At 70.9% G+C, this 23,198-nt stretch carries 25 protein-coding genes and 1 pseudogene; 3 read left to right on the top strand and 23 right to left on the bottom strand.

Features of this window, described 5'->3' with window-relative positions; genetic code table 11:
- The first annotated feature begins 84 nt into the window (after nucleotides 1-84).
- Entirely contained in the window at nucleotides 85-1,134 is a 1,050-nt protein-coding gene (locus tag DAI20_RS08375; protein ID WP_108250121.1) for an AI-2E family transporter, read from the top strand.
- A gap of 35 nt (nucleotides 1,135-1,169) precedes the next feature.
- Here DAI20_RS08375 and DAI20_RS08370 read toward each other — a convergent pair whose 3' ends face one another.
- The 10 genes from DAI20_RS08370 to DAI20_RS08325 form a co-directional block, all read right to left on the bottom strand.
- Complete coding sequence (locus DAI20_RS08370) at nucleotides 1,170-1,904, bottom strand: alpha/beta hydrolase (protein ID WP_108250120.1); 735 nt, start codon at nucleotides 1,902-1,904, stop codon at nucleotides 1,170-1,172.
- Nucleotides 1,901-2,197, bottom strand: a complete 297-nt coding sequence (locus DAI20_RS08365; protein ID WP_205781394.1) for an Rv1322 family protein — start codon at nucleotides 2,195-2,197, stop codon at nucleotides 1,901-1,903. The genes DAI20_RS08370 and DAI20_RS08365 overlap by 4 nt, the downstream gene beginning before the upstream one ends.
- A 122-nt stretch (nucleotides 2,198-2,319) precedes the next feature.
- Nucleotides 2,320-2,985 (bottom strand): aggregation-promoting factor C-terminal-like domain-containing protein, encoded by a 666-nt coding sequence (locus tag DAI20_RS18940; protein ID WP_240605975.1) that lies wholly within the window; start codon nucleotides 2,983-2,985, stop codon nucleotides 2,320-2,322.
- Between the two features lie 189 nt (nucleotides 2,986-3,174).
- A complete protein-coding gene (locus DAI20_RS08355) occupies nucleotides 3,175-3,810 on the bottom strand; it encodes a DivIVA domain-containing protein (RefSeq protein ID WP_108250119.1) in 636 nt (211 codons plus the stop codon).
- The gene (locus DAI20_RS08350; RefSeq protein ID WP_240605974.1) at nucleotides 3,807-4,850 is read right to left on the bottom strand and encodes a phosphatidate cytidylyltransferase; all 1,044 of its coding nucleotides are present in this window, start codon (nucleotides 4,848-4,850) and stop codon (nucleotides 3,807-3,809) included. Before DAI20_RS08350 ends, DAI20_RS08355 begins: the two co-directional genes overlap by 4 nt.
- A gap of 9 nt (nucleotides 4,851-4,859) precedes the next feature.
- Nucleotides 4,860-5,414, bottom strand: a complete 555-nt coding sequence (gene frr / locus DAI20_RS08345; protein ID WP_108250573.1) for a ribosome recycling factor — start codon at nucleotides 5,412-5,414, stop codon at nucleotides 4,860-4,862.
- Between the two features lie 95 nt (nucleotides 5,415-5,509).
- Nucleotides 5,510-6,223, bottom strand: a complete 714-nt coding sequence (gene pyrH, locus DAI20_RS08340) for a UMP kinase (RefSeq protein WP_108250118.1) — start codon at nucleotides 6,221-6,223, stop codon at nucleotides 5,510-5,512.
- 121 nt (nucleotides 6,224-6,344) lie between these two features.
- Nucleotides 6,345-7,172 carry a translation elongation factor Ts gene (gene tsf / locus DAI20_RS08335; RefSeq protein ID WP_108250117.1) on the bottom strand — a complete coding sequence of 276 codons (828 nt, stop codon included), beginning with the start codon at nucleotides 7,170-7,172 and terminating at the stop codon, nucleotides 6,345-6,347.
- 12 nt (nucleotides 7,173-7,184) lie between these two features.
- Nucleotides 7,185-8,180, bottom strand: coding sequence for a 30S ribosomal protein S2 (gene rpsB, locus DAI20_RS08330; protein ID WP_108250116.1), 996 nt, complete (start codon nucleotides 8,178-8,180; stop codon nucleotides 7,185-7,187).
- Nucleotides 8,181-8,492: 312 nt separating this feature from the next.
- Nucleotides 8,493-9,965 (bottom strand): sugar porter family MFS transporter, encoded by a 1,473-nt coding sequence (locus tag DAI20_RS08325; RefSeq protein ID WP_108250115.1) that lies wholly within the window; start codon nucleotides 9,963-9,965, stop codon nucleotides 8,493-8,495.
- Nucleotides 9,966-10,182: 217 nt separating this feature from the next.
- Here DAI20_RS08325 and DAI20_RS19140 point away from each other — a divergent pair, with 217 nt between their 5' ends.
- Nucleotides 10,183-11,946, top strand: coding sequence for a Glu/Leu/Phe/Val dehydrogenase dimerization domain-containing protein (locus tag DAI20_RS19140; RefSeq protein WP_159084974.1), 1,764 nt, complete (start codon nucleotides 10,183-10,185; stop codon nucleotides 11,944-11,946).
- Nucleotides 11,947-11,999: 53 nt separating this feature from the next.
- Here the strand turns inward: DAI20_RS19140 and DAI20_RS08315 are convergent, their stop codons facing one another.
- From DAI20_RS08315 to DAI20_RS08270, 10 genes are all read right to left on the bottom strand, one after another.
- Nucleotides 12,000-12,926: a tyrosine recombinase XerC gene (locus DAI20_RS08315; protein WP_108250113.1), complete on the bottom strand. Its 927-nt coding sequence runs from the start codon at nucleotides 12,924-12,926 to the stop codon at nucleotides 12,000-12,002.
- Between the two features lie 416 nt (nucleotides 12,927-13,342).
- Nucleotides 13,343-13,696 carry a histone-like nucleoid-structuring protein Lsr2 gene (locus DAI20_RS08310; protein WP_108250112.1) on the bottom strand — a complete coding sequence of 118 codons (354 nt, stop codon included), beginning with the start codon at nucleotides 13,694-13,696 and terminating at the stop codon, nucleotides 13,343-13,345.
- 250 nt (nucleotides 13,697-13,946) lie between these two features.
- A complete protein-coding gene (dprA, locus tag DAI20_RS08305; protein ID WP_108250111.1) occupies nucleotides 13,947-15,245 on the bottom strand; it encodes a DNA-processing protein DprA in 1,299 nt (432 codons plus the stop codon).
- Nucleotides 15,242-16,777: a YifB family Mg chelatase-like AAA ATPase gene (locus tag DAI20_RS08300; RefSeq protein ID WP_108250110.1), complete on the bottom strand. Its 1,536-nt coding sequence runs from the start codon at nucleotides 16,775-16,777 to the stop codon at nucleotides 15,242-15,244. Before DAI20_RS08300 ends, dprA begins: the two co-directional genes overlap by 4 nt.
- Nucleotides 16,777-17,133 (bottom strand): YraN family protein, encoded by a 357-nt coding sequence (locus tag DAI20_RS08295; RefSeq protein ID WP_108250109.1) that lies wholly within the window; start codon nucleotides 17,131-17,133, stop codon nucleotides 16,777-16,779. The genes DAI20_RS08300 and DAI20_RS08295 overlap by 1 nt, the downstream gene beginning before the upstream one ends.
- Before the next feature lie 345 nt (nucleotides 17,134-17,478).
- Nucleotides 17,479-17,802 (bottom strand): DUF2469 family protein, encoded by a 324-nt coding sequence (locus DAI20_RS08290; protein ID WP_108250108.1) that lies wholly within the window; start codon nucleotides 17,800-17,802, stop codon nucleotides 17,479-17,481.
- A complete protein-coding gene (rnhB, locus tag DAI20_RS08285) occupies nucleotides 17,795-18,484 on the bottom strand; it encodes a ribonuclease HII (RefSeq protein ID WP_108250107.1) in 690 nt (229 codons plus the stop codon). The genes DAI20_RS08290 and rnhB overlap by 8 nt, the downstream gene beginning before the upstream one ends.
- Complete coding sequence (gene lepB, locus DAI20_RS08280; protein WP_108250106.1) at nucleotides 18,484-19,236, bottom strand: signal peptidase I; 753 nt, start codon at nucleotides 19,234-19,236, stop codon at nucleotides 18,484-18,486. The genes rnhB and lepB overlap by 1 nt, the downstream gene beginning before the upstream one ends.
- A gap of 62 nt (nucleotides 19,237-19,298) precedes the next feature.
- Nucleotides 19,299-19,646: a 50S ribosomal protein L19 gene (gene rplS / locus DAI20_RS08275; protein ID WP_108250105.1), complete on the bottom strand. Its 348-nt coding sequence runs from the start codon at nucleotides 19,644-19,646 to the stop codon at nucleotides 19,299-19,301.
- A gap of 197 nt (nucleotides 19,647-19,843) precedes the next feature.
- Complete coding sequence (locus DAI20_RS08270; protein WP_108250104.1) at nucleotides 19,844-20,446, bottom strand: MFS transporter; 603 nt, start codon at nucleotides 20,444-20,446, stop codon at nucleotides 19,844-19,846.
- An 84-nt stretch (nucleotides 20,447-20,530) separates the two neighbouring features.
- Here DAI20_RS08270 and map point away from each other — a divergent pair, with 84 nt between their 5' ends.
- On the top strand, nucleotides 20,531-21,298 hold the full coding sequence (gene map / locus DAI20_RS08265; protein WP_108250103.1) for a type I methionyl aminopeptidase: 768 nt from the start codon (nucleotides 20,531-20,533) through the stop codon (nucleotides 21,296-21,298).
- 177 nt (nucleotides 21,299-21,475) lie between these two features.
- On the opposite strand, the gene trmD is transcribed toward map, so the two are convergent.
- The 3 genes and pseudogenes from trmD to DAI20_RS08250 all read right to left on the bottom strand — a co-directional run bounded on the left by trmD (nucleotide 21,476) and on the right by DAI20_RS08250 (nucleotide 23,197).
- Nucleotides 21,476-22,171, bottom strand: a complete 696-nt coding sequence (gene trmD, locus DAI20_RS08260) for a tRNA (guanosine(37)-N1)-methyltransferase TrmD (RefSeq protein ID WP_108250102.1) — start codon at nucleotides 22,169-22,171, stop codon at nucleotides 21,476-21,478.
- Nucleotides 22,172-22,371: 200 nt separating this feature from the next.
- Nucleotides 22,372-22,974: pseudogene (gene rimM / locus DAI20_RS08255) on the bottom strand (ribosome maturation factor RimM); the annotation flags it as partial.
- On the bottom strand, nucleotides 22,961-23,197 hold the full coding sequence (locus DAI20_RS08250; protein ID WP_108250100.1) for an RNA-binding protein: 237 nt from the start codon (nucleotides 23,195-23,197) through the stop codon (nucleotides 22,961-22,963). The pseudogene rimM and the gene DAI20_RS08250, both read right to left, overlap by 14 nt.
- Between the last annotated feature and the right edge of the window lies 1 nt (nucleotide 23,198).

The raw sequence follows: 23,198 nt of genomic DNA, 5'->3' as shown, positions 1-23,198 counted from the left end.
GGCTCGACGGAGGCGTCACGGGATTCCGAGTGACGCCCCGACGGGCGTGTCCGGAACAACCGCGGAACGCTCGACAGGGGCAGCATGAAGATTCAGAACCCGTTCCGCCTCGGCCTGCTGGCCGGCCTCGGTGTTCTGGTCGCGTTGCTCATCGGCAGCGCACTCGGCTCGCTCACCACGATCCTCACCTACGTCGGCGCCGCCCTCTTCCTCGCGCTCGGCATCGACCCGCTGGTCACCATGCTCGAGCGGCGGCGCGTGCCCCGCCCGGCCGCGATCCTCACCGTGCTGATCGTGATCCTCGGCTCGTTCGCCGGCATCATCTTCGCCATCGTGCCGGCCATCGCCGACCAGGTCGGCGAGCTGACCAGCAGGTGGGACGCGCTGGTGGAGTCGCTCGCGGACTCGAGCCTCATCAACGACATCGACCGCCAGTTCGGCACCTTCTTCGACGTGCAGGCTGCGGTGGATCAGGGGGCGACCTGGCTGCAGAACAACGCGGGCCTGATCGGCAACGGCGTGCTGCAGGCCGGCATCTCCGTGGTCAACGGCCTCTTCGGCGCCGTCATCGTCATCATCCTGATGCTCTACTTCGTGGCGTCGCTCGGCAGCATGAAGCGCGGTCTTTACCAGCTCGTGCCCGCGTCGAAGCGGGCCCGGTTCGCCGACATCACCGAGCAGATCACCACGTCCATCGGCCGCTTCGTCGTCGGGCAGGTGACGCTCGCCGTGTGCAACGGCGTGCTCAGCTTCATCTTCCTCTCCGCGATCGGCGCGCAGCTGCCCGCGGTGTTCGCCTTCATCGCGTTCCTCTTCTCGCTCGTGCCGCTCGTCGGAACCATCACCGGTTCCGTCATCATCGTGCTCGGTCAGCTCCTGCTGCTGCCGGAGTCGCAGAGCACGTGGATCGCCACGGCCGTCTACTACCTCGTCTACATGCAGGTCGAGGCGTACCTCCTCAGCCCGAACATCATGAACCGCGCCGTGAAGGTCCCCGGCGTCATCGTCGTGGTCGCGGCGCTGACCGGTGGAACGCTGCTCGGCATCCTCGGTGCGCTCATCGCCATCCCCGTCGCCGCCGCGATCCTGCTGATCATCAAGCAGGTGTTCATCCCCCGCCAGAACGAGCGCTGACGGCCGTGTAGGCCGCTCCCGGGCGGCCGCACGGGTCAGCCCTCGGACGGGCTCCAGGTCGCCTCGAGCGGCAGCGCCGCGGGGTTCACGCGCGACACGATCTCGGTCAGCACACGGTGGGTCTGCTTCTCCCCCACCCACAGGTGCTTGCCGCCCTCCACGTGCACGACCTCGATGTCCGGCACGACGGCGAACCGCCGCTCCGCCTCCTCGGGCCGGAGGAAGTCGTCGAACTCGGGGATGAGCGCGACGACGGGGCGCACGTCCCCCGCCCACTCGCGCAGGTCCTGCTCCGTGGCGCGGTGCAGCGGCGGGGAGAGCAGGATCACGCCGTGCACGGGGTGATCGCGACCGTACTTGAGCGCGAGCTCGGTACCGAAGGACCAGCCGACGAGCCACGGGTTCGGCAGGCCGCGCTGCAGGACGAAGTCCATGGCCGCGGCCACGTCCGCGCGCTCGGTCACGCCGTCGCCGAACCGGCCCTCGCTCGTGCCACGGGGCGACTCGGTCCCGCGGGTGTTGAACCGCAGCACGGCGAGGTCCGCCTGGGCGGGCAGCCGTGCCGCGGCCTTGCGCAGCACGTGCGAGTCCATGAAGCCGCCCGCCGTCGGAAGCGGGTGCAGCGTGACGAGCGTGGCGACCGGATCCCGGTCGGCGGGCAGCGCGAGCTCGCCGACGAGCGTGAGGCCGTCCTCGGTCCGCAGCTCGATGTCCTCCCGCCGGGCGGGAAGGACGGTTCCGGATCGGATCTCGATGGGCTCGTTCGTCATGACACCTTCCAGCAGTGCGTGTGCCAGTGCCGCCTGGCCTCGAGGTCGCTCATGTCGCCGAGGGGTCCGTCGGCGCGCCAGGCGACGAGGTGCTCCGTACCGGGGGCGATGTCGCGCCCGCAGCCGGGGCAGGTGTACACCTTGTCCGCGCGGCCCGGCGCGATGGGCTGCACGTTCCAGAGGCCCGTGCGACGGCGCTCGGTGCGTTTCCACCCCGTCATGAGGCGGGCGAGGTCGTCCGGCTCGTCTGCCGGCTCCCGCCGTCTCCCCCGGGGACGGTTGCTGCGCGGCATAGGGACCATCCTACGGTCGGCCGAGTGCGCGCCCGGTGCCGGCCAGGGCCGGGCGGCGGGGGCGAAAACGAATCCGGCCGGCACTGGGAGAACCAGTGCCGGCCGGATGCGAGCGGGACGGGTCAGTACCAGCCGCGCGACTGGCTGGACGCCCAGGCACCGCAGGGGGTGTCGTAGCGGGAGGTGATGTAGCCGAGCCCCCAGGCGATCTGCGTCGCCGGGTTGGTGGCCCAGTCGGCGCCCGCGGAGGCCATCTTGCTTCCGGGGAGGGCCTGCGGGATGCCGTACGCGCCGCTCGAGGGGTTCTCGGCGTTGACGCGCCAGCCGGACTCCTTCTTCCAGAGGGAGACGAGGCAGGAGTACTGCTCCTCGCCCCAGCCGCGGGCGAGAACCATCTCGTGAGCGACGGCCTGGGCGGATCCGGGGTTCGGCGCCGCCGCGGGGGCGGGCTTCGCCGGGGCCGGAGCCGGAGCGCTCGCGCTGCTCACGTTGCTGCTCGCAGCGCTCTGGGCGGCCGGCTTCGCCGCTGCCGCCTTCGGCTTCTCGGCGGGGGCGACCGGAGCGGGCGGGGGCGGCGGAGGCGGCGGGGGTGCGATGACGCTGAAGTTCTCGCGCGGCGCGAGGGCGACGGCGGCGGTCGCGGTCGTCGCGTCGAGCGTGACGGACTGGGCGTGCAGCGCGCTCAGCTCGGCGATGCTCGGCTCCAGGGTGCCGGACGCGACGGCGTTCGACATCGGGTCGACCATGGTCACGAGGGCGATGGAGGCCGCGGCCGCCAGGGAGAGCACAGGGACGGCGAAGAGGGCCGGCTTCCTGGGTCTTCGAACGGGCTTTGCTACGTTGGACGAGGCGGGAATCGGCGCGGGTTCAGTCGTGTTTTCACTCATGAGCTCGTTGAGTTTATCAAAAAGTTACCGAAGTGCACCTCTTTTGTTATGAGGGGGCATTGCGCCCGCCTCACGACCGGGATCCGGGCTCTAGCGCACCGCGAGCATGACGTCGATCACGGCGTCGAGCAGGAGGTCCACCTGCGCCTCGCTGTACCCCCCGCGGCGGGTGCGGAACACGACCTGCCGCACCTCGTCGACGCTCATCGGCCGGTTGTCCGCGAAGAATCGCTGCACCCGGATCAGGAATCGATCGACCTCGGCCGGGTCGTATCCGCCCGACATCCTGCCCACCCGGCGGAACTTCTCGCCGTCCGGCCGCGACAGTCGGCCGGTGATCTCGGCCGCCCGGTCCCGCGCCTGCCTGAGCCAGGCCTCCTGACCCATCCGCGCGACGCCGCGCTCGCGCTCGCGCGCCGCGAAGGCGTCCTCGAGCCGCTCGAGCGCCGCGTCGACGTGGGACGGCGAGTACCCGCCGCGACGCATGCGGAACGACGTGTGGCGGATGGCCGCGGCGTCGATGCCGGCCGCCTCGCCCTCCCCGTCGTACGCCCGCCGGGCCCGCGCGAGGAACTCGTCGACCTGGGCGACGTCGTAGCCCGGCGCCGACCGGCCGACCCGGGGGAACGTGCTGGGAACGCCATCGGCGCCGGGGACGGGTGACGCTGTGCCGGGCGACGCCGTGCCGGGAGCGGGCTTCGGCGCCTCGCGCGAACGGCGGCTCACGTGAACAGCACGAACAGCAGGTAGGCCGCGAGGGCGGACGGGAGGATGGAGTCGAGGCGGTCGAGGAAGCCGCCGTGGCCCGGCAGCCAGGAGCTGATGTCCTTCACCCCGAGGTCGCGCTTCAGCAGCGACTCCGCGAGGTCGCCCATCGTCGCGGTGAGCACGATGACGACCCCGAAGAGCACGCCGAACCACCACGGCTGGTCGAGCAGGAGCACGGCGAACAGCACGCCGCCGACGAGGGCGGCGAGGACGGCGCCCGCGAAGCCCTCCCACGTCTTCTTCGGGCTGATGGTCGGCGCCATGGGGTGCTTGCCGAACGACAGCCCGCTCGCGTAGGCGCCGATGTCGCAGAGGACGACGACCACGAGGAAGGCCAGCGTCCAGTACTGACCGTCGGGCCGGGCGAGCAGGGCGACCGCGAAGCTGCCGAGCCCCGCCAGGTAGCCGAGGATGAACGTGCCGGCGCCGAGGTCGGCCAGCAGCCCGTGCCGGCCGGCCGAGCTCATCGGCAGGACGATCTCCACGAGCCGCCAAAGGGCGACCAGGGCCATGGCGCCGAGGATTCCGAACCACTGACCGGCAGAGCCGAGGTAGTAGGTGACGGGCACGATCGCGACCATGGCGAGCACCACGGGCACCCGCGGCACGTCGCGCCCGGCCTGGCGCATGGCGGTCGCCAGCTCGAACGCGGTGAACGCGACGAGCGCCGCCGCCACGAGCAGGAACAGCTCCTTGACGATCAGCAGGCTCGCGAGCACCGCGCCGCCGAGCACGAGGCCGATCAGGATCGCGAACGCGAGGTTGCGTCCCGTCCGCGCGTTGATGCGCTCGGTCGTCGCGTCGATCTGCGCGCGGGTCGCCTTCACCTGCGCGGTGAGGTCCGCCCGGGTGGCCTGCACCTGCGCCGTGAGGTCGGCCTTCGTCGCCTGGACCTGGGCCTCGAAGTCGGCCCGGGTGAGCCGCCCCGAGTGCCGCCGCGGCGAGCGGACGGTCCTGGGTGTCCGATCGGCGGGGTCGCGGAACTTCTTGTCGGACACGCGAGGAGCCTAGACCTCGAGGAGTTCGACTTCTTTGCGCTTCAGCGCGTCGTCGATCGCGTCGACGTGGGTCTTGGTGATCTGCTCGAGCTCCTTCTCGGCGCGGGCGACGTCGTCGTCCCCGACCTCGCTCTTCAGGGCGTCCAGGTCGTCCTTCGCGCGGCGACGGATGTTGCGCACGGACACGCGGGCCTCCTCCGCCTTGCCGCGGACGATCTTCACGAACTCCTTGCGGCGGTCCTGGGTGAGCTCGGGCAGCGTCACGCGCACGATCTCCCCGTCGTTGCCGACGTTCGCGCCGAGGTTCGGCATGTTGACGAGCGCGCGCTCGATCTCCTTGAGCGCGGTCTTGTCGTAGGGCGTCACGAGCAGCGTGCGGGCCTCGGGGTTCTGCAGCGAGGCGAGCTGGGCGAGCGGCGTGGGGCTGCCGTAGTAGTCGACGAGCACGCGCTGGAAAAGCTGCGGGTTGGCCCGGCCGGTGCGCACGGTGTTGAAGTCCTCCTTGACCACCTCGACCGCCCGGTCCATCTTGTCTCGGGTCTCGGTCAGAACATCGGCGATCACGTGGTACTCCTTCATCGAAACGTACAAGCGGGACGAAAGCCCGCATTCCAGCTTAGTAGCGGGGGCGCGCAGGGGCCCGAGCACCCGGAAAGGCGTCAGTTGGAGACGAGCGTACCGATGCGCTCGCCACGGATGGCGGCCTTGACGTTGCCCGCCGGGGCCATGCCGAAGACGACCATGGGCATGTGATTGTCCATGCAGAGGCTGAACGCCGTCGAGTCGACGACCTTGAGGCCCTGCTGCAGGGCCTGCGAGTAGGTGATCTCGTCGATCTTCGTGGCTGCCTTGTCGATCCGCGGGTCGGCCGTGTAGACGCCGTCGACGCCGTTCTTCGCGACGAGCACGACGTCCGCCTTGATCTCGAGCGCACGCTGGGCGGCCACGGTGTCCGTGGAGAAGTAGGGCAGTCCGGCGCCGGCGCCGAAGATCACGACGCGGCCCTTCTCCAGGTGCCGCTCCGCGCGGCGCGGGATGTAGGGCTCGGCGACCTGGGTCATCGCGATCGCGGACTGCACGCGGGTCTCCGCGCCGGCCTGCTCGAGGAAGTCCTGCAGCGCGAGCGCGTTCATGACCGTGCCGAGCATGCCCATGTAGTCGGCGCGACCCCGGTCCATGCCGCGCTGGGAGAGCTCCGCGCCGCGGAAGAAGTTGCCGCCACCGGTGACGATCGCCACCTCGACCTCCTGGGCCGCCTCGGCGACCTCACGGGCGAGCTGGCTGACGATGTCGGGGTCCACCCCCATCTGGCCACCGCCGAACGACTCTCCAGAAACTTTCAGAAGCACCCGTCGCTTGGCCTGATGTGTCATCCGCTAATCCACTCCTCGTTCGTTCCGGCGTTCAAAGATATCCGCTGCGCCTCCCGGCGCGTGCAAAGGGGAGCCCGGCCCGCGTGACGCGTTCCGGGCTCCCCTGTCGTTCTGCAGCTGACTAGGCGCCGACCTTGAACCGGGCGAAGCCCGAGATGGTCAGACCAGCCTCGGCGACGACCTTCGACACCGTGAGCTTGTTGTCCTTCGCGTAGTCCTGCTCGAGGAGCGCGACCTGCTTGAAGAAGCCGGTCAGGCGACCCTCGATGATCTTCGGGAGGGCGGCCTCGGGCTTACCCTCGCCGCGGGAGATCTCCTCGACGATCTTGCGCTCGGCGTCGACCTTGTCGGCCGGGACGTCCTCGCGGGCGAGGTACTCGGGGTTGGCGAACGCGATGTGCTGCGCGATGCTGCGCGCGGTCTCCGCGTCGTCACCCGAGTAGCCGACCACGACGCCGACCTGCGGGGGCAGGTCCTTCGACGTCTTGTGCAGGTACACGGCGAAGTTGTCACCGGGCACGAGCGCGACGCGGCGCAGCTCGATCTTCTCGCCGATGACGGCGGCCTCGTCACCGATGATCTCGGCGACGGTCCGGCCGTCGACGGACGCGGCGTTGCCGGCCTCGGCGCTGTCGGATCCGGCAGCGGCCACGGCGGCGAGCACGCGGTCGGCGAGGGCGACGAAGCGGTCACCCTTTGCGACGAAGTCGGTCTCGCACGCGAGCTCGATGAGCGTCGCGGTGCCCTCGTTGACCTGGGCGGCGACGAGGCCCTCGCTCGTGGAGCGGTCGGCACGCTTCGCGTTGCCCTTCGCACCCTTGAGACGGAGGATCTCGACGGCCTTCTCGATGTCACCATCGGCCTCGACGAGAGCGTTCTTGCTGTCCATCATGCCCGCGCCCAGTCGGTCGCGGAGCGTCTTGACATCGGCGGCAGTGAAGTTTGCCATATGTCGAACTCCTTAGTTGTTGTCGGACGAGGCGATCGGCGCCTTCTCGTCCTCGGTCGCCTGCGACTCGATGCGCTCCTCGACGTCGGCCTGGGTCTCCGGGGCCACCTCGACCGTCAGGGACTCGTCCGTCGTGGCGGCGAGGTCGGCGGAAGCCTGAGCGTCCGCGTCGTTCTCCTCGGTCGGCAGCTCGGCGGATGCCTCGGCCGCGGGCGCCTCGGCGGCGGGGGTCGCAGCGGCGGCGTCGGTGGACTGCTGCAGCAGCTCGCGCTCCCAGTCGGCCAGGGGCTCGGGAGCCTCGGCGCCCTCCTCGGGCTTCTGGTGGCGCTGGATGAGGCCCTCGGCAGCGGCGTCCGCGATGATGCGGGTCAGCAGCGCGACGGAGCGGATGGCGTCGTCGTTACCCGGGATCGGGTACTGGACCTCGTCCGGGTCGCAGTTCGTGTCGAGGATGCCGATGACCGGGATGCCGAGCTTCTTGGCCTCGTCGATGGCGAGGTGCTCCTTCTTGGTGTCCACGACCCACAGCGCCGACGGCGTTTTCGTGAGGTTGCGGATACCACCGAGGGTCTTCTCCAGCTTGTCGCGCTCGCGACGCTGGATGAGCAGCTCCTTCTTGGTGTAGCCGCGCGTCGTGTCGTCGAAGTCGACGAGGTCGAGCTCCTTGAGGCGGTTCAGACGCTTGTGCACCGTCTGGAAGTTGGTGAGAAGTCCACCGAGCCAGCGCTGGTTCACGAAGGGCTGGCCGACGCGCTTCGCCTGCTCGGCGATGGTCTCCTGAGCCTGCTTCTTCGTGCCGACGAAGAGGATGGTGCCACCGTGGGCGACCGTCTCCTTGACAAAGTCGTAGGCCTTGTCGATGTAGCCGAGCGACTGCTGCAGGTCGATGATGTAGATGCCGGAACGCTCGGTGAAGATGAAGCGCTTCATCTTCGGGTTCCAGCGACGGGTCTGATGCCCGAAGTGAACGCCGCTGTCGAGCAGCTGGCGAATGGTGACGACGGCCATGGCCGTGCTCCTTCTCTTAGCGTCCGGCGGTGCCCGCGCGAACGCTGATCGGTTTCTTTTGACCACCGGTCGGCGGCCAATCCTGGTGCCCGGGCGCGCATCCGCCCTTCATCGCTGTCTCCCTCGAGGGAGTCGATGGTCAGAAGGGACCGAGTGGTGCGGCGACCGAGTGGGCACGCGTAGTCAGCGCGAAGCATCGCGCTGCTCGGAACAGTGTAGCACCGCCCCGCGGGCGAACCCGGACGCCCGCACGCCCCGGAACGGGGCGCGCGGGCGTCGGTCGAGTCGGTCGATTCGGTTGCGGCCGGTGCGTCAGCGGGTCGCGGCGCCCGCCCGCTTCTTGTCCTTCCGCACGAAGAGGGTCTCCGCCTCCTCGAGCGAGATGCCGTTGGTCTCGGGGATCTTCACGAGCACGAAGAAGAACGAGAGCGCGGCGAACGCGGCGTACATGCCGTAGGTCAGCGGGAGGGAGAGGGACGACATCGCGGGGAACGAGACGGTGATGAGGAAGTTCGCGATCCACTGCGCCATGGCCGCGACGCCGAGCGCCTTGGCGCGGATCCGGTTCGGGAAGATCTCGCCGAGCAGCACCCAGACGAGGGGACCCCACGAGGCGCCGAAAGCCACGACGAAGACGTTCGCCGCGACGAGGGCGATGATGCCCCAGGGCGCCGGCAGGCTGGGCTCGCCGTCGGTGATGATCGCCTGGCTGAACGCGAGCGCCATGGTGCCGAGCGACAGCGCCATGCCCGTCGAGCCGACGAGCAGGATGGGGCGGCGGCCGATCCGGTCGACCAGCGCGATGGCGATGAGCGTCACGAGCACGTTGGTCACCGAGGTGAACACGGAGATGGTCAGCGAGTACGACTCGTCGAAGCCGACCGCCTTCCACAGCGTCGTGGAGTAGTAGAAGATCACGTTGATGCCGACGAACTGCTGGAACACGGACAGGATGATCCCGATCCAGACGATCGGCAGCAGCCCGAAGCGGTTGCCCTTGAGGGAGCTCTGCTTGGCCTTGTCCTCCTCGCGGATCTGCGACTCGATGTCGCGCATGGCCTTGTCGACGTCGTCCTTCGGCCACACGGTCGCGAGGATCGAGCGGGCCTTCTCACCCTCGCCCTTCTGCGCGAGGTAGCGGGGCGACTCCGGCAGCTTCCAGGCCAGCAGCCCGTAGACGACCGCGGGAACGGCGCAGGCGAGGAACATCCAGCGCCAGGCGGCGACCCCGAACCAGAACGGCTCGGAGGCACCACCGGCGCCGTTGGCGAAGAGCGCGTCGGAGAGCAGGGCGGCGAAGATGCCCAGGGTGATCGCGAGCTGCTGCAGGGACGCGAGCCGGCCGCGCACCTGCTTGGGCGAGATCTCCGCGATGTAGGCGGGCGCGACAACGGACGCGATGCCGATGCCGAGGCCGCCGACCACGCGCCAGAGAACGAGGTCCCAGACGGCGAAGGCGAAGCCGGCGCCGAGCGAGGAGACGAGGAAGAGGGCGGCGCCGAGCAGCATCGTCGCGATGCGGCCGTAGCGGTCCGCGACGCGACCGGCCAGGTATGCGCCGAGCGCGCAGCCCAGCAGCGCCGACGCGACGGCGAAGCCGGTCAGCACGGCGGAGAGCTCGAACTCGCCCTGGATGGCGTCGACGGCTCCGTTCACGACGGAGGAGTCGAAGCCGAAGAGGAAGCCACCGACCGCGGCGGATACCGCGAGCCCGATCACTCTCCTGGTGAGCTTCTTGTCCTCGGCGGTCCGGTGCGGTGCCTGCGGTTTCTCGTCCGTGGTCATGATCCTCCTGTCGCGAACATGCGATCCTCCCACCTTCCTCTCCCCCGTGCATCTTCGCCGGCGTCCGCCGGGCGCGTCCCGGCCGGACACTCGTGCGGACGGGAGGAACGGGATGCGGGCGAGGGCACGGGCGCGGGGCGTAGCGCGTGACGGGAGGGCCGCCGCGACCGTCGGGGTGACCGGCGGCGGGAGTGCTGAGGCGAGCATCGGAGTGAGCGTGGGAGCGGAAGCCGGTGTGGTGCGGCGCCGGCGGCGCTCGGTCGCGGGTCTCGGGGCCGGACTGGGCCTCGCCATGGCGGCCGCCTCGCTCGTCGCGCCGTCCTCGGCGGCGCCCGTGCCGCACCCGCTGCCGCTGCCGGGGCTCGCGGTCGCCGCCTGGCAGTGGCCGACGCCGCCCCCGCACATGGTCCTCCGGCCGTTCCGCGCACCGCTCACCGCGTACGGCAGCGGCCACCGCGGCATCGATCTCCCGGCCGCCGCAGGATCGACGGTGTTCGCGCCCGCCCCGGGCGTCGTCTACTTCTCGGGCCGGGTCGTCGACCGCCCCGTGCTCTCGATCGAGCACGAGGACGGGCTGCTGTCGAGTTTCGAGGCGGTGGAGTCGCCCCTGGTCGAGGGGGATCCGGTCCGGGCCGGCGACCCGGTCGGCGTCGTCGTGGCGAGCGAGCACTGCCCGGGAACGTCCTGTCTGCACTTCGGCGTGCGCAGGCACGGGCGCTACCTCTCGCCGCTCCTGATGCTCGGCGGGATTCCGCGGTCGATCCTGCTCCCCCTCGGGGAGTCCGTTGAACCCGCCGGCCGTTCTGCACGACGATGGGGAGGTGATGTGATCCCATCCCCGATCACGCTCTACGACGCCCACAAGGCGCGAGAAGGACGACGAATGACCCTGCAGAACACCGCCCGCACGACCCCGCGACTCATCGACGAGTTCGAGCACGAACGCGTGCTCGTCGTGCGCGGTCCCCGCTCCGGGCTCCAGATCACGGTGGCCGTGCACTCCACCCGGCTCGGCCCCGCCCTCGGCGGCTGCCGGATGTGGCACTACGACTCGGGCGAGGAGGCGCTGGCCGACGCGCTGCGCCTGTCCGAGGCCATGACGCTCAAGAACGCCGCCGCGGGCCTGCCCGCCGGCGGCGGCAAGTCGGTCATCCGCGTTCCCGCGGACCGCGTGCTCGACGAGGCCCAGCGCAGGGACGCGCTCCTCGATCTTGGCGACGCGATCGAGAGCCTCGCCGGCGCGTACAACACGGCCGAGGACGTGGGCACGACGTCGGACGACATGGCCGTCGTCCACGAGCGCACCCAGCACGTGGTGGGACTGCCCTCCGCAACGGGTGGCGTCGGCGAGCCGTCCGAGCCGACCGCAATCGGCGTCTACTCCGCCATCCAGGCGACGGTGCGCCGCCTCACGGGCTCGGACAGCGTCCGCGGGCTGCGCTTCACCGTCGTCGGCCTGGGCCAGGTCGGCTCGCGGCTCGCGACCCGGCTCACCGAGGACGGCGCCCTGCTCACGGTCACCGACGTGTACCCGGCGAAGCGCGCCCTCGCGGAGCAGCTCGGCGCGGAATGGGTCGAGCCGCAGAACGCGCACCTGGTCGAGACGGACGTCTTCGTGCCCGCGGGTGTCGGCGGCATCCTGACCGACGACGTCATCGACTCCCTTCGCTGCCGTGCGGTGGTGGGCCCCGCCAACAACCAGCTCGCCTCCCCCTCGGGTGCCGACCGCCTCGCCCGGCGCGGGATCCTCTGGGCGCCGGACTTCGTGGTGAACGCCGGCGGCGTGATCTACCTCTTCCACATGAACGAGCCGGGGGCCGAGCGCGCCGACGTGTTCGCCCGCATCGAGGGCATCGGCGAGACGCTCACGGCCGTCTTCGACGAGGCCGAGGCCCGCGGAACGACGCCCTCGGAGGCCGCGAGGCTGCTCGCCGCCGAGAAGCTCGCCGTGGGTTCGCGGGAGGCTGTCGCCGCCGGCTGACCCCCGCGCCCACGGCGCGGGACTCGCGTCACTGCCCGGCGCGCACCTCCGGCTCAGGCTCGGGGGTGCGCGCTCCGGTAGCTCTGGCGCAGCCGCTCCGTGGAGACGTGGGTGTAGATCTGCGTCGTGCCGAGGCTTGCGTGCCCCAGCATCTCCTGCACGGCGCGGAGGTCTGCCCCGCCGTCGAGCAGGTGCGTCGCCGCCGTGTGCCGAAGCGCGTGCGGCCCGGCCGGTCCGCTGCCCGGAAGGTCCTCGAGCAGGCGGGCTATGAGGGCGTAGACCGTCCTGGTCCCCATCCGCCCGCCCCTGCTGCCGAGGAAGAGGGCGGAACCGGAGCCGTCCGTCGCCAGCGCCGGCCGACCGCGGCGGAGGTAGTCCCCGAGCGCCCGCTGCGCCGGCACACCGAAGGGCACGACGCGCTCCTTCGACCCCTTGCCCGTCACCCGCAGCGTCAATCGCTCCTGATCGAGCTGGTCGAGGTCGAGGCCGGTCAGCTCGGACACGCGCAGCGCCGCGGCGTACAGGACCTCAACGACGGCGAGATCGCGGAGCGCGAGGGGGTCCCCCTCCGCCGCTCGGGCGGCCAGCCCCGCGAGGAGGCCGGTCACCTGCCCCTCGGTGAGCACGCGCGGGAGCGTGCGGCCGGGTCGCGGAGCCCGCAGCCTGGCGCCCGAGTCGGCGTCGGCGAGCCCCTCCCGCGACAGCCACGCGGCAAGCCCTTTCGCCGCGGCGGAGCGGCGCGCAAGCGTGGCCTTGCTGAGTCCGGCCTGCGATCCCCGCCAGAGCCAGTCGCGCAGCAGATCGAGGTCGAGATCGCCCGGGGAGCCGGCGCCGCGCGACCTTGCGTAATGAAGGAGGTCGGTCAGGTCCGAGCGATAGGCGCGGACCGTGTTGGCGGAGTAGCCGCGCTCTCCCGCGAGATGGTCGGCGAATGCGGATACCGCGTCGCTCAGCGGCCCACCATCGTCCGTACCACGCATGTTCGCACTGTATCGGCATTCCTTGGCGCGTCGACAAAGCGCGCCCAGCAGGCGGAACGACGTGCTACGCGAAGCCTTCCGCAATGAGGAAATCTCTTTTTCCGGTCGATGGCTTTTCGCCAATAGCCGAATTAGCAATGATTCTGCACATCGCGCAGGTATCGGTAGTCAGGAAAGGGGTCCGGCGAGGGCGCCGCCTCGAGACGTGGATAGAGCCGGGACTCCCCGCCTTATCGAGGACGTGCTCCGCGCATTGGTGCAGAGGCCGCACGAGGCGGTATCGGCGCCCGCGCGGACCCGCGCACAGCAAAGGAGAGGAAGCATCGAGGTGCTCCCTCTCCTTTCCGCTTGCGTGCTTGCGGCACGTGCATTGCTCCCGGCGCTTTTCCGGGCCGCGCAGCGTGAAGCGGGTGCTGTCAGTGGCTCTGCGAGCGGTACAGCTCGAGCAGAGACGCGGGCACGCGACCGCGGTCGGAGACCTGGTGCCCCTCCTTCTTGAGCCATTCGCGTGCCGCGGAGAGCTCTTCCTTGCTGTTCTTGCGAGAACTGGCGCTGATGCCGCGCGATGCGGCGGTCGTGCCGCGGTTCGCTTTGCGGCCGCTGTCGACGAACGGCTGAAGGGCATCGCGCAGCTTGCGCGCGTTGTCCTCGGTCAGATCGATCTCATAGGTGGTGCCGTCGAGGGCGAAATTGACGGTCTCGCCCTTTCCGTCCTCGATGACGACGCCATCGAGGTCATCGACGAGTGTCGTGACGACTTTCTGAGCCATGTGATCCCCTCACTATTTCTGTTGGGCATCCAAAGGCTACAGGAAAAGCAATAGAGAAAGTAATTCTCTAACAGCGCGGCGCGGATTCTTTGCATTCTCCGAGCCAAAGGTGCGACTAGCTCTCGCGCTCCGCAATAGCGGCGCGTTCGGGCCGCCGCGTTACTTCGTCGGCGGAATGCGCATTTCGCGAGGGTCGGAAAAGCCGCAGATGGAGAACAGGTGATAGCGCGCATAGGCGATCCGGACCGCGCTATTCTCCCCGCAGCACCCAGCCGCCGGCGCGCTCGGCTACCCGGCCCTCGAGCGCGAGCACGCCGAGGGCGGACTGGACGGCGGCGACGGAGAGCCCGCTGCGCCGGGCCACCTCGCTCTCATTCCTCGCTGCCCGCCGGCTCAGGGCGTCGAGCACGCGCCGCTCCTCCGAGCTCGCCCCCCGCGTTCGGTCGTCAGGCGCCCTGTCCCCGGTGGTTGCCCCGACCCTCGTGGCGGCTCCCCCGTCGACGCCCGCTCCGGTACGGAGCCCGCTCGCCAGTTCCGCCATCTCGTCCGCGTTCGTGACGCAGACGGCGTCGTACTCGCGCAGCAGTCGATGGCAGCCCGCGGACGACACGGAGGTGACGGGACCGGGCACGGCCCCGAGGGGACGGCCGAGGGCCGCGGCGTGTCCGGCCGTGTTGAGGGATCCGGACCGCCAGCCCGCCTCGAGCACGACGGTCGCCCCGCTCCACGCGGCTATCAGCCTGTTGCGCTGGAGGAATCGCCACCGGGTCGGCGCGGAGCCGCACGGCAGCTCGGACACCACGGCGCCCTCCCTCGCGATGCGGGCGAGCAGAGCGTCATGGCCGCTGGGGTAGAACCGGTCCACGCCGCCCGCAAGGATCGCGACGGTCGTCCCGCCGCTCGCCAGGGCCGCCCGATGGGCCGTGCCGTCGATCCCGTACGCGGCGCCGGACACGATGGCGAAGCCCCGATCGACGAGCCCCGCGGATGCCTCGACCGCCACGTGGTCCCCGTACCCGGTCGCGGCACGGGCACCGACGAGCGCGATGGAGCGCGTCGACGCCTGGAGCGCGGAGGGAATGCCGCGCAACCAGAGGGCGATGGGCGCGTGCTCCCCCAGGTCGTCGACACCGGTCGGCCAGAGCGGTGACGACGGGGTGAGGAGGTGAGCCCCGACCATCGCGGCCTGCCGCAGGTGGCGCTCCGCGGCCGACGGGTCGAGCCGCGGCGCCCATCGCGCCAGGGCCGCCGTCCACTCCCGTTCGGGCAGGGCCAGCGCATCCTCCGCTGTCTCCGACAGCGCGGCGAGCAGGCCTGCGGGAGTCGCTCCGGCGTGCACCGCCGCGAGCGCCCGCCAGGCGCCCAACCCGCTCACGAGCAGGGTCGCCGCCCGGTCACCAGGCTCCGCGATGCCGGTCCACGCCGCCCGGGCCAGCGCGTCGCGGGCGTGGTCCGGGTCGTCGGGAGGCGGCGCGCCGGGCGGCACGACGGCGGCCACCAGCCGCCGGATCCCGGGAAGGTCGGGGGCGAAGGAGGGCGACGCTGTCATGACATCGCCCGGCGCAGGTACAGCGCGCGGCCGACGTGCTCCGCCGCGGGGCGCTCGGCGCCGTCCAGGTCGGCCACCGTCCAGCTCAGCCTGAGCACCCGGTCGTAGCCGCGCATGGTCAGCCCGCCGCGTTCCAACGCCCGGTCGAGTGCGGCGGTCGTGCGTCCGCCGAGGGCCGCCGGTCCGCGCAGCCAGGGTCCGGGCACCTGCGAGTTGACGGACCACGGGGTGCCGGAGAGCCGCTCCCCCGCCGCCGCCCGCGCGTGCAGCACCCGTCGGCGCCCCTCGGCGGTCGTCATCCGCGGGGTCTCGGCGGACAGCGCCACCTGGGCCGCCGTGACGCGCCGCACGCTCAGCTGGATGTCGATGCGGTCGAGCAGCGGACCGGAGATGCGCGCGAGGTAGCGGCGTCGGGCGTGGGGCGGGCACGTGCACTCGGAGTCCCGGGCACCGTAGTTCCCGCAGGGACACGGATTGGCCGCGAGCACGAGCTGGAAGCGCCCCGGGAAGTGAGCCGTCGCGTTGGCCCGGTGGATGCTGATGACCCCGCTCTCCAGCGGCTGGCGGAGCGTGTCGAGCACGGCGGCGCTGAATTCCGGGGCCTCGTCGAGGAAGAGCACGCCGTGGGACGCCCGCACCGCCGCGCCGGGCCGGATCTGACCGCTGCCGCCACCGACCATGGCCGCCGCCGTGACCGTGTGATGCGGGCTCTCGAGCGGGGGCCGAGTGACGAGCGCGCGGCCCACGGGTGCCCCGCACAGCGACCGGACCGAGCTGACCTCGAGCGCGGCGTCGGCGTCGAGGTCGGGAAGCAGGCCGGGCAGCCGGCTCGCCAGCATCGTCTTGCCTGCCCCCGGCGGCCCGAGCAGGAACACGTGATGCGCGCCCGCCGCGGCGACAAGCAGTGCGGCGACGGACTCCTCGTTGCCCACGATGTCGGCGAGGTCAGGCTCCGGTCCGGGGTCCGGCTGCTCCGTGAGCGCGGCCGCCGGCAGCGGGTCGACCGGGATCGGATCCAGCTCCGCGCCGTGCCAGATGGCCGCGTCGCGCAGCGACGCCATGGCGACGACCTCGGCGCCGGGCACGAGCGACGCCTCGTCCGCGTTCCCCGAGGGCACCATGACGCGGGTGTGCCCGGAACGAACGGCGGCGAGCACCGCGGGCAGCACGCCGGCGACCGGGCGCAGCCGCCCGTCGAGCCCCAGCTCCCCGATGTGCACGACCCGCTCCACCGACTCCGCGGAGGCGACACCGGTCGCCGCGAGCACCGACACCGCGATCGCGAGGTCGAAGGCCGACCCGTGCTTGGGCAGCGCGGCCGGCGAGAGGTTGACGGTGAGCTTGCGGCTCGGCAGAGGGCAGTCGGAGTTGGCGGACGCGGCGCGCACCCGGTCCTTGGCCTCGCCGAGCGCCGCATCGGGCAGGCCGATGAGCACGAACCCGGGCAGGGCGCTCGACAGGTCGGTCTCCACCTCGACGAGCGCGCCGGAGAGCCCGACGAGGGAGACGGCGAACGTGCGGCCGAGCGGCATCAGAACACCCGCTCGAGGTGCTCGATGACCGGCTCCGTCCCCGGCAGGGCGATCACGGACACGGCGTCGATGCGGATGGCCCGGCGCTGTGCGCCGTGGCGCTCGCACCAGAGCGAGGCGAGCCGCCGGAGACGCGCGAGCTTGACCACGGTGACGGCCTCGAGCGGGTGCCCGTACCCAGTTCCGGACCGGGTCTTCACCTCGACGAACACCGTCTCGGGGCCGTGCTCGAGCACGAGGTCGATCTCGCCGAGCTCGCAGCGCCAGTTGCGGTCCAACAGTCGGTATCCCTGCGCCCGCAGGTGTGCGGCGGCGAGATCCTCGCCGCGCCGCCCGAGCTCGTCCTTCGCCGCCATCGCCCCGCCCTTCCGGGAACAGGGTGGCGCGACGCGGTTGCCGTCGGTCCGCGGGCCGAGATCCGGTGCGGAAGCCCGGGGTCAGCTGACCCTGTGCGGGACAGGGGCAGCGCTCAGCGCTGGGCCCTCCGCGGCACAGGGGCGGAGCACCACCGGCCACGCGCTCCTGCCCAGGCACGGGCATCCTGCCCAGGTTGAACCTGGGCACGCCGCCTCTGCCTGGGCAGGGGCACGAGGAACCGGCGGCTGTCGCGGCTCAGCGAGCACGCACAAGCGCGCAAGTGATGGGGGAGCGCGCAAGTACTGCGGGAGCGCGGAGGTACTGCGGGAATGGCCGAGCGCGAGCTACTCGTCGAGCGCGAGCTCCTTGGGGAGCTCGAACTCCTTCGAGGAGAGCTCCTCCACGTTCACGTCCTTGAACGTGAGCACGCGCACGGACTTCACGAACCGGTCGGAGCGGTACACGTCCCACACCCAGACGTCCGTCATCGTCAGCTCGAAGTAGAAGTCGTGCTCGGTGTCGCGGCGCACGAGCTCGACGTCGTTCGCGAGGTAGAACCGGCGCTCGGTCTCGACCACGTACTTGAACTGGCCGACAACGTCGCGGTACTCCTTGTAGAGCGCCAACTCGACTTCGCGGTCGTAGTCGTCGAATTCGTCGTCATCCATGGTTCACCAATCCTACGTCTTCCATGCCGGGCAGCATCTCCGGGGGCGAATGCAGCCAGGTGCGCCGGTGGAAGTCGGACGGGCCGTGCTCCCGGATCGCCGCCATGTGCTCCGGGCTCGCGTACCCCTTGTTGCCCGCCCAGCCGTACCGGGGCTCGAGCTCGTGGCGATCGATCATCAGGCGGTCGCGGTGCACTTTGGCGATCACGGACGCCGCGGCAACCGACGCGCAGTCCCGGTCGGCCTTGATGCGGGTGCGGACGGGCACCTGATCCGTCACGCCGCGATTCACGTAGTCCCAGTTGCCGTCGAGCAGCACGACGGCCTCCGCCATCGGCGCACCGGAGTCGGCGAGGGCCGCGAGCGCGCGGCGGGCGGCGAGCCCCAGGCAGACCGTGAGGCCGAGCTCGTCCACCTCGTCGCAAGTCGCGAGGCCGACGGCCGAGTGCAGCGCCCAGGACGCGGCAATGGGCGCCAGCTCCTCGCGGCGCTTCTCGCTCAGCATCTTCGAGTCCCGCAGACCATCCGGGATCTTCCGCCGTGAGCCGGGGATGAGGGCGGCGCCCACGGCGACGGGACCGGCCAGAGCCCCACGCCCGACCTCGTCCAGGCCGATCACGTACTGAGCCCCGTCGCGGAAGAGCGCGCGCTCCACCCGCAGCGTGGGGTCGGCGACGGCCATCATTCCGACGCGGCGCCCTGCTCGACCCCGCGGAAGGTGTCCGGGGCGTTGTCGAGCCAGGTCCAGCGCGAGATGGGCCAGCTGATGAGCAGCGCGCGACCGACGACGTCCTCGAGGGGCACGAAGCCGCGGCTCGGGGTGTCCTGCTGGTAGCGCGAGTCCTTCGAGTTGTAGCGGTTGTCGCCCATGACCCACAGGGAGTCCGCCGGCACCGTGACGTCGAAGTCGTCCTTCGACACATCGGTGGAACCGTCGGGCAGCGACACGTACGGCTCGTCGAGCGGCACGTCGTTCACCGAGAGCTGGCCGAGCTCGTTGCAGCACACGACGTGGTCCCCGGGCAGGCCGATGACCCGCTTGATGAGGTGGTCGTTGCTGTCCGGCGCGGACAGGCCCACGAGGGCGAGGGTCCAGTCGACGGCCGCGGCGAACGCGTTCTGCTCCACCGGCGGCGTCGGGGTCAACCAGTTGCCCGGATCCTTGAACACCACGACGTCGCCGTGCTGCAGGTGCATCAGATCCGGCGCGAGCTGGTTCACGATGATCCGGTCGTTCTGCACGAGCGTGTCCGACATCGACTCCGAGGGGATGTAGAACGACCGCACGAGGAACGTCTTGATGAGGACCGACACGACGAGGGCGATCACGAAGATCACCACGACGTCGCGAAGGAAAAGCTTCCATCCCCGCAAACGGGGTTTGCCGTTGCGGCCGACGGACTCTGTATCCGTTGGCACCGTACTATCCGTCATTTAACCGCCCGAGCTCCCCAGCAATAGTAATCGCTGGGGAGCTCGAGTCTGGACAGACGCTCTTAGTTGAAGCGCTTCTCCTTGATCTTGGCCTTCTTGCCGCGCAGCTCGCGCAGGTAGTACAGCTTGGCGCGACGCACGTCACCGCGCGTGACGACCTCGATGTGGTCGATGACCGGGGAGTGCACGGGGAACGTGCGCTCCACGCCCACCTGGAAGCTCACCTTGCGGACGGTGAACGTCTCGCGGACGCCCTCGCCCTGGCGGCCGATGACGACGCCCTGGAACACCTGGATACGCGAGCGGTTGCCCTCGATGATGTTCACGTGGACCTTGACGGTGTCGCCGGCGCGGAAGTCGGGGACGTCCGACCGCAGCGAGGCCTTGTCGACGGAGTCGAGAATGTGCACGGTGATTCGCTCTCTGCAACCGCCACGGGTCGACTGCGCTATAGGTGTTTCGAAGAGGGGATGGCGCTCACGCAACTGGTGGACTCCCCCATGGCAGGGTCCGCCGCAAGCACAAACAGTCATTCTGTCACGAGCGGTGCCCTTCCGCAAAGGCGCACCGGCGCCGAGCGCGTCTGCTGTGCTCGATAGCGGTCAGGCTAGGGACGCGGGGCGGGCGGTGCGTCGGGCGGGTCGATGCGAATGACCCGGCCGGCGGCGGGGCCCTGCGGCGCCGCGAGCCGGGAGGGCAGCCCCTCGGGATTGACCCAGCCGGCCTCCCGTTCGATGGTCTGGATCGCGCTCTTGACGCGCGCGCGGGTCTCGCGGACCAGCTGCCTGCCCGCCGCCCAGAACGCGGCGATCGCGAGCATCACCACAAGCGCCCCCGACACATTGGCGAGCGCCTCGGACAGCGCCGCCGTCTCCTGCCCGGCGACCCGGGTGAAGGCGGAGGAGCGGACGTCGGCACCGGCGTTGGAGTCGACGACGAAGAAGCCCAGCGCGAGAATCGCGAGGTGCCAGGAGCCGATGACGGCGACGTCGAGCCAGGAGACGGCGCGGGCCTGCCGCACGCCCTTGCGTGCCGCGGTGATGCCGCCGACCGCGAACATCGCGAGGCTGAGCAGCGGCATGAGCACGATCAGCAGGAGGAACTGCCAGCCGACGGCAGCACCGAAGAGGCCACGGCCGAAAAGCACCCAGAGGGGAAGCAGCACGGCCGCGACGAACTGCCAGTGGAAGAAGGCGCGCCGCGCGGTCATGGCACCAGAATACGACGCCCCGCCTCAACCTCCCCTGATCGTGGGCGACGCCCGGCACCGGGGCTCGCGAACTACAGTTGTCGGGTGATCGAACTGAAGACTCCGGCCGAGATCGAGGAGATGCGGCCCGCAGGCCGCTTCGTGGCGGAGACGCTCGTGCGCCTCGCGGAGGCCGCGGACGTCGGCGTGAACCTGCTCGACCTCGACGCGCTCGCGCACGACCAGATCCGCAGGCGTGGCGCGGAGTCCTGCTACATCGACTACCACCCGTCGTTCGGCGCGAGTCCCTTCGGCAAGGTGCTCTGCACCTCGGTGAACGACGCGGTGCTGCACGGCCTTCCCTTCGACTACGTGCTGAAGGACGGGGACGTGCTGAGCCTGGACTTCGCCGCGTCGGTGGACGGCTGGGTCGCGGACTCTGCGCTCACCGTCATCGTCGGCACGCCGCGCCCCGAGGACGTGCGCCTGATCGAGGTGACGACCGCGGCGCTGGAGGCCGGCATCGCGGCCGCCCAGCCCGGGGGCCGGGTCGGCGACATCTCCGCCGCCATCGGCGCGGTCGCGAAGGCGGCCGGTTACAGCATCAACACCGACTTCGGCGGCCACGGGGTCGGCCGCACCATGCACGGCGAGCCGCACGTGGCCAACAACGGCAGGCCGGGCCGCGGCGTGCCGCTGAAGCCGGGCCTCGTCATCGCCATCGAGCCGTGGTTCCTCGAGTCGACCGACCGCATCTTCACCGACCCGGACGGCTGGACCCTCCGCAGCCAGGACGGCTCGCGCGGTGCCCACATGGAGCACACCATCGCCATCACCCCCGACGGCCCGCTGATCCTCACCGCTCGCGACTAGGGCGGCGCCGGCGGCGCTTGCGGTCCCTGAGCGGATGCCATCGCGGACCCGTCGAAGCGACGTCCGTTGCGTCCCTTCGACAGGCTCAGGGACCGTGCCGGACTCAGGGACGTGATGGCCGTCCCGGAGTCCGTTGCGTCCCTCCGACGGGCTCAGGGACCGTGCTGGCCGGGGCGGCTAGGGCAGGAGGTCCGGGCGGACCCTGCGGGTGCGCTCGAGCTGCTGCTCACGGCGCCAGGCCGCGATCGCACCGTGATTGCCGCTCAGCAGGATCGGCGGCACCTGATGCCCGCGCCACTCGGCGGGCTTGGTGTAGCTGGGGTACTCGAGCAGGCCGTCGGAGTGGCTCTCCTCGACGAGGCTGTGCGGGTTGCCCACGACGCCGGGCAGGAGCCGGCCCACGGCCTCGATCATCGCGAGCACCGCAACCTCTCCCCCGTTGACGACGTAGTCGCCGATGCTGACGAGGCGCACGCGGGCGCGCTCCGCCGTGTGGTCGAACACCCGCTGGTCGATGCCCTCGTACCGGCCACAGCCGAACACCAGGTGCTTCTCCCCCGCGAGCTCGTGAGCCATCGCCTGGGTGAACAGCTCCCCCGCGGGCGACGGGAAAATCACCAGGGGCGCCTCGTCGTCGGCCGGCTCGGGGGGAAGGATGCTGTCGAGCGCCTCGCCCCAGGGCTCCGGCTTCATGACCATGCCGGCGCCGCCGCCGTACGGGGTGTCGTCGACGGTGCGGTGCCGGTCGTGCGTGAACTCGCGCAGGTCGTGCACAGCGAGGTCGAGGAGCCCGGTCTGCTTCGCCTTGCCGAGCAGCGACAGCTCGAGGACGTCGAAGTAGCCGGGGAAGATCGAGACGATGTCGACGCGCATTGGTCCGCGTGTCAGTCGCGGGCCGAGTCGTCGGACGGCGCCGCGTCCTCGGCAGACGCGACGTCGGCAGGCGCGGCGTCGGCAGGCGCGGCGTCGGCGTCCTCGGCCCCGGCATCCGCAGCGGGGGCGTCCGTCGCCACGGCGTCGGTCGCCTCGGCGTCGGTCGCATTGGCGTCGGTTGCGTCCACGTCCGCGTCACCGGCGTCGTCGCCATCGGCTGCATCCGCCGCGGCTTGAGGCGCGGGATCCTCGTCCGGCAGCTCCTCGAAGAGTCCGGCGGGCGGGGTCACGGTGACGATGCCCGCGGCGAGGTCGACGGCGGGCACGATGGCCTTCACGAACGGCACGAGCACCTCGTCGCCCGAGGCGACCTCGATCGCGAGCAGGTCCTGCGCGGGCAGGTGATCGACGCGGCGGACGACGCCGATGCGCTCACCATCGCGGACGACGCCGAGGCCGACCAGCTGGTGGTCGTACCAGGCGTCCTCCTCGTCGGACTGCTCCGACTCGTCCTGGCTGATCCACAGGATCGCCTTGACGAGCGTCTCGGCGGCGTTGCGGTCGGAGACCCCCGTGAAGAAGCCGACCGGCTGCGCGTTGTACCAGCGCAGCTCGGCCAGCTCGAGGGTCTTGCCGTGCCACTCGGACGAGGTGGGCACCTGAAGGGAGAACACGGCGCCCGGCACGAATCGTCGTGCCGGGTCGTCGGTGAACAGCTCCAGCTTCAGTCCGCCCTTGAGGCCGTGGGCCTTCGTCAGGCGACCGACGCGGAGTTCGGTCTGCTTGCTACTAGGAATCGGTATCCACCACGTCCACGCGAACGCGCTTGCCGTCGGCCAGCGCGGTGATGAGCGTGCGGAGCGCCTTCGCCGTGCGGCCGGCCCGGCCGATCACGCGGCCGAGGTCGTCGGGGTGCACGCGCACCTCGAGGACCTCGCCGCGCGGCGAGCTCTTCGCCGCGACGCGCACCTCGTCAGGCTGATCGACGATCCCCTTGACGAGGTGCTCGAGAGCGGGAGCGAGCATG

This window comes from Planctomonas deserti (assembly GCF_003067705.1).
Taxonomy (GTDB): Bacteria; Actinomycetota; Actinomycetes; order Actinomycetales; family Microbacteriaceae; genus Planctomonas; species Planctomonas deserti.
The sequence above is the reverse complement of the archived record's forward strand: the minus strand, read 5'-3'. Positions and strand labels throughout refer to the sequence as shown.

Bases quoted from the DNA above. Each gene is read 5' to 3' on its own strand.
- lepB (WP_108250106.1), bottom strand. From the start codon at position 19,236: ATGACGGATAGTACGGTGCCAACGGATACAGAGTCCGTCGGCCGCAAC.
- trmD (WP_108250102.1), bottom strand. From the start codon at position 22,171: ATGCGCGTCGACATCGTCTCGATCTTCCCCGGCTACTTCGACGTCCTC.
- tsf (WP_108250117.1), bottom strand. From the start codon at position 7,172: ATGGCAAACTTCACTGCCGCCGATGTCAAGACGCTCCGCGACCGACTG.
- DAI20_RS08270 (WP_108250104.1), bottom strand. From the start codon at position 20,446: ATGACCGCGCGGCGCGCCTTCTTCCACTGGCAGTTCGTCGCGGCCGTG.
- DAI20_RS08365 (WP_205781394.1), bottom strand. From the start codon at position 2,197: ATGCCGCGCAGCAACCGTCCCCGGGGGAGACGGCGGGAGCCGGCAGAC.
- DAI20_RS08250 (WP_108250100.1), bottom strand. From the start codon at position 23,197: ATGCTCGCTCCCGCTCTCGAGCACCTCGTCAAGGGGATCGTCGATCAG.
- DAI20_RS08295 (WP_108250109.1), bottom strand. From the start codon at position 17,133: ATGGCGGCGAAGGACGAGCTCGGGCGGCGCGGCGAGGATCTCGCCGCC.
- rnhB (WP_108250107.1), bottom strand. From the start codon at position 18,484: ATGGCCGTCGCCGACCCCACGCTGCGGGTGGAGCGCGCGCTCTTCCGC.
- DAI20_RS08370 (WP_108250120.1), bottom strand. From the start codon at position 1,904: ATGACGAACGAGCCCATCGAGATCCGATCCGGAACCGTCCTTCCCGCC.
- dprA (WP_108250111.1), bottom strand. From the start codon at position 15,245: ATGACAGCGTCGCCCTCCTTCGCCCCCGACCTTCCCGGGATCCGGCGG.
- DAI20_RS08325 (WP_108250115.1), bottom strand. From the start codon at position 9,965: ATGACCACGGACGAGAAACCGCAGGCACCGCACCGGACCGCCGAGGAC.
- DAI20_RS08310 (WP_108250112.1), bottom strand. From the start codon at position 13,696: ATGGCTCAGAAAGTCGTCACGACACTCGTCGATGACCTCGATGGCGTC.
- rpsB (WP_108250116.1), bottom strand. From the start codon at position 8,180: ATGGCCGTCGTCACCATTCGCCAGCTGCTCGACAGCGGCGTTCACTTC.
- DAI20_RS08300 (WP_108250110.1), bottom strand. From the start codon at position 16,777: ATGCCGCTCGGCCGCACGTTCGCCGTCTCCCTCGTCGGGCTCTCCGGC.
- pyrH (WP_108250118.1), bottom strand. From the start codon at position 6,223: ATGACACATCAGGCCAAGCGACGGGTGCTTCTGAAAGTTTCTGGAGAG.
- DAI20_RS08375 (WP_108250121.1), top strand. From the start codon at position 85: ATGAAGATTCAGAACCCGTTCCGCCTCGGCCTGCTGGCCGGCCTCGGT.
- DAI20_RS08290 (WP_108250108.1), bottom strand. From the start codon at position 17,802: ATGGATGACGACGAATTCGACGACTACGACCGCGAAGTCGAGTTGGCG.
- DAI20_RS08315 (WP_108250113.1), bottom strand. From the start codon at position 12,926: ATGCGTGGTACGGACGATGGTGGGCCGCTGAGCGACGCGGTATCCGCA.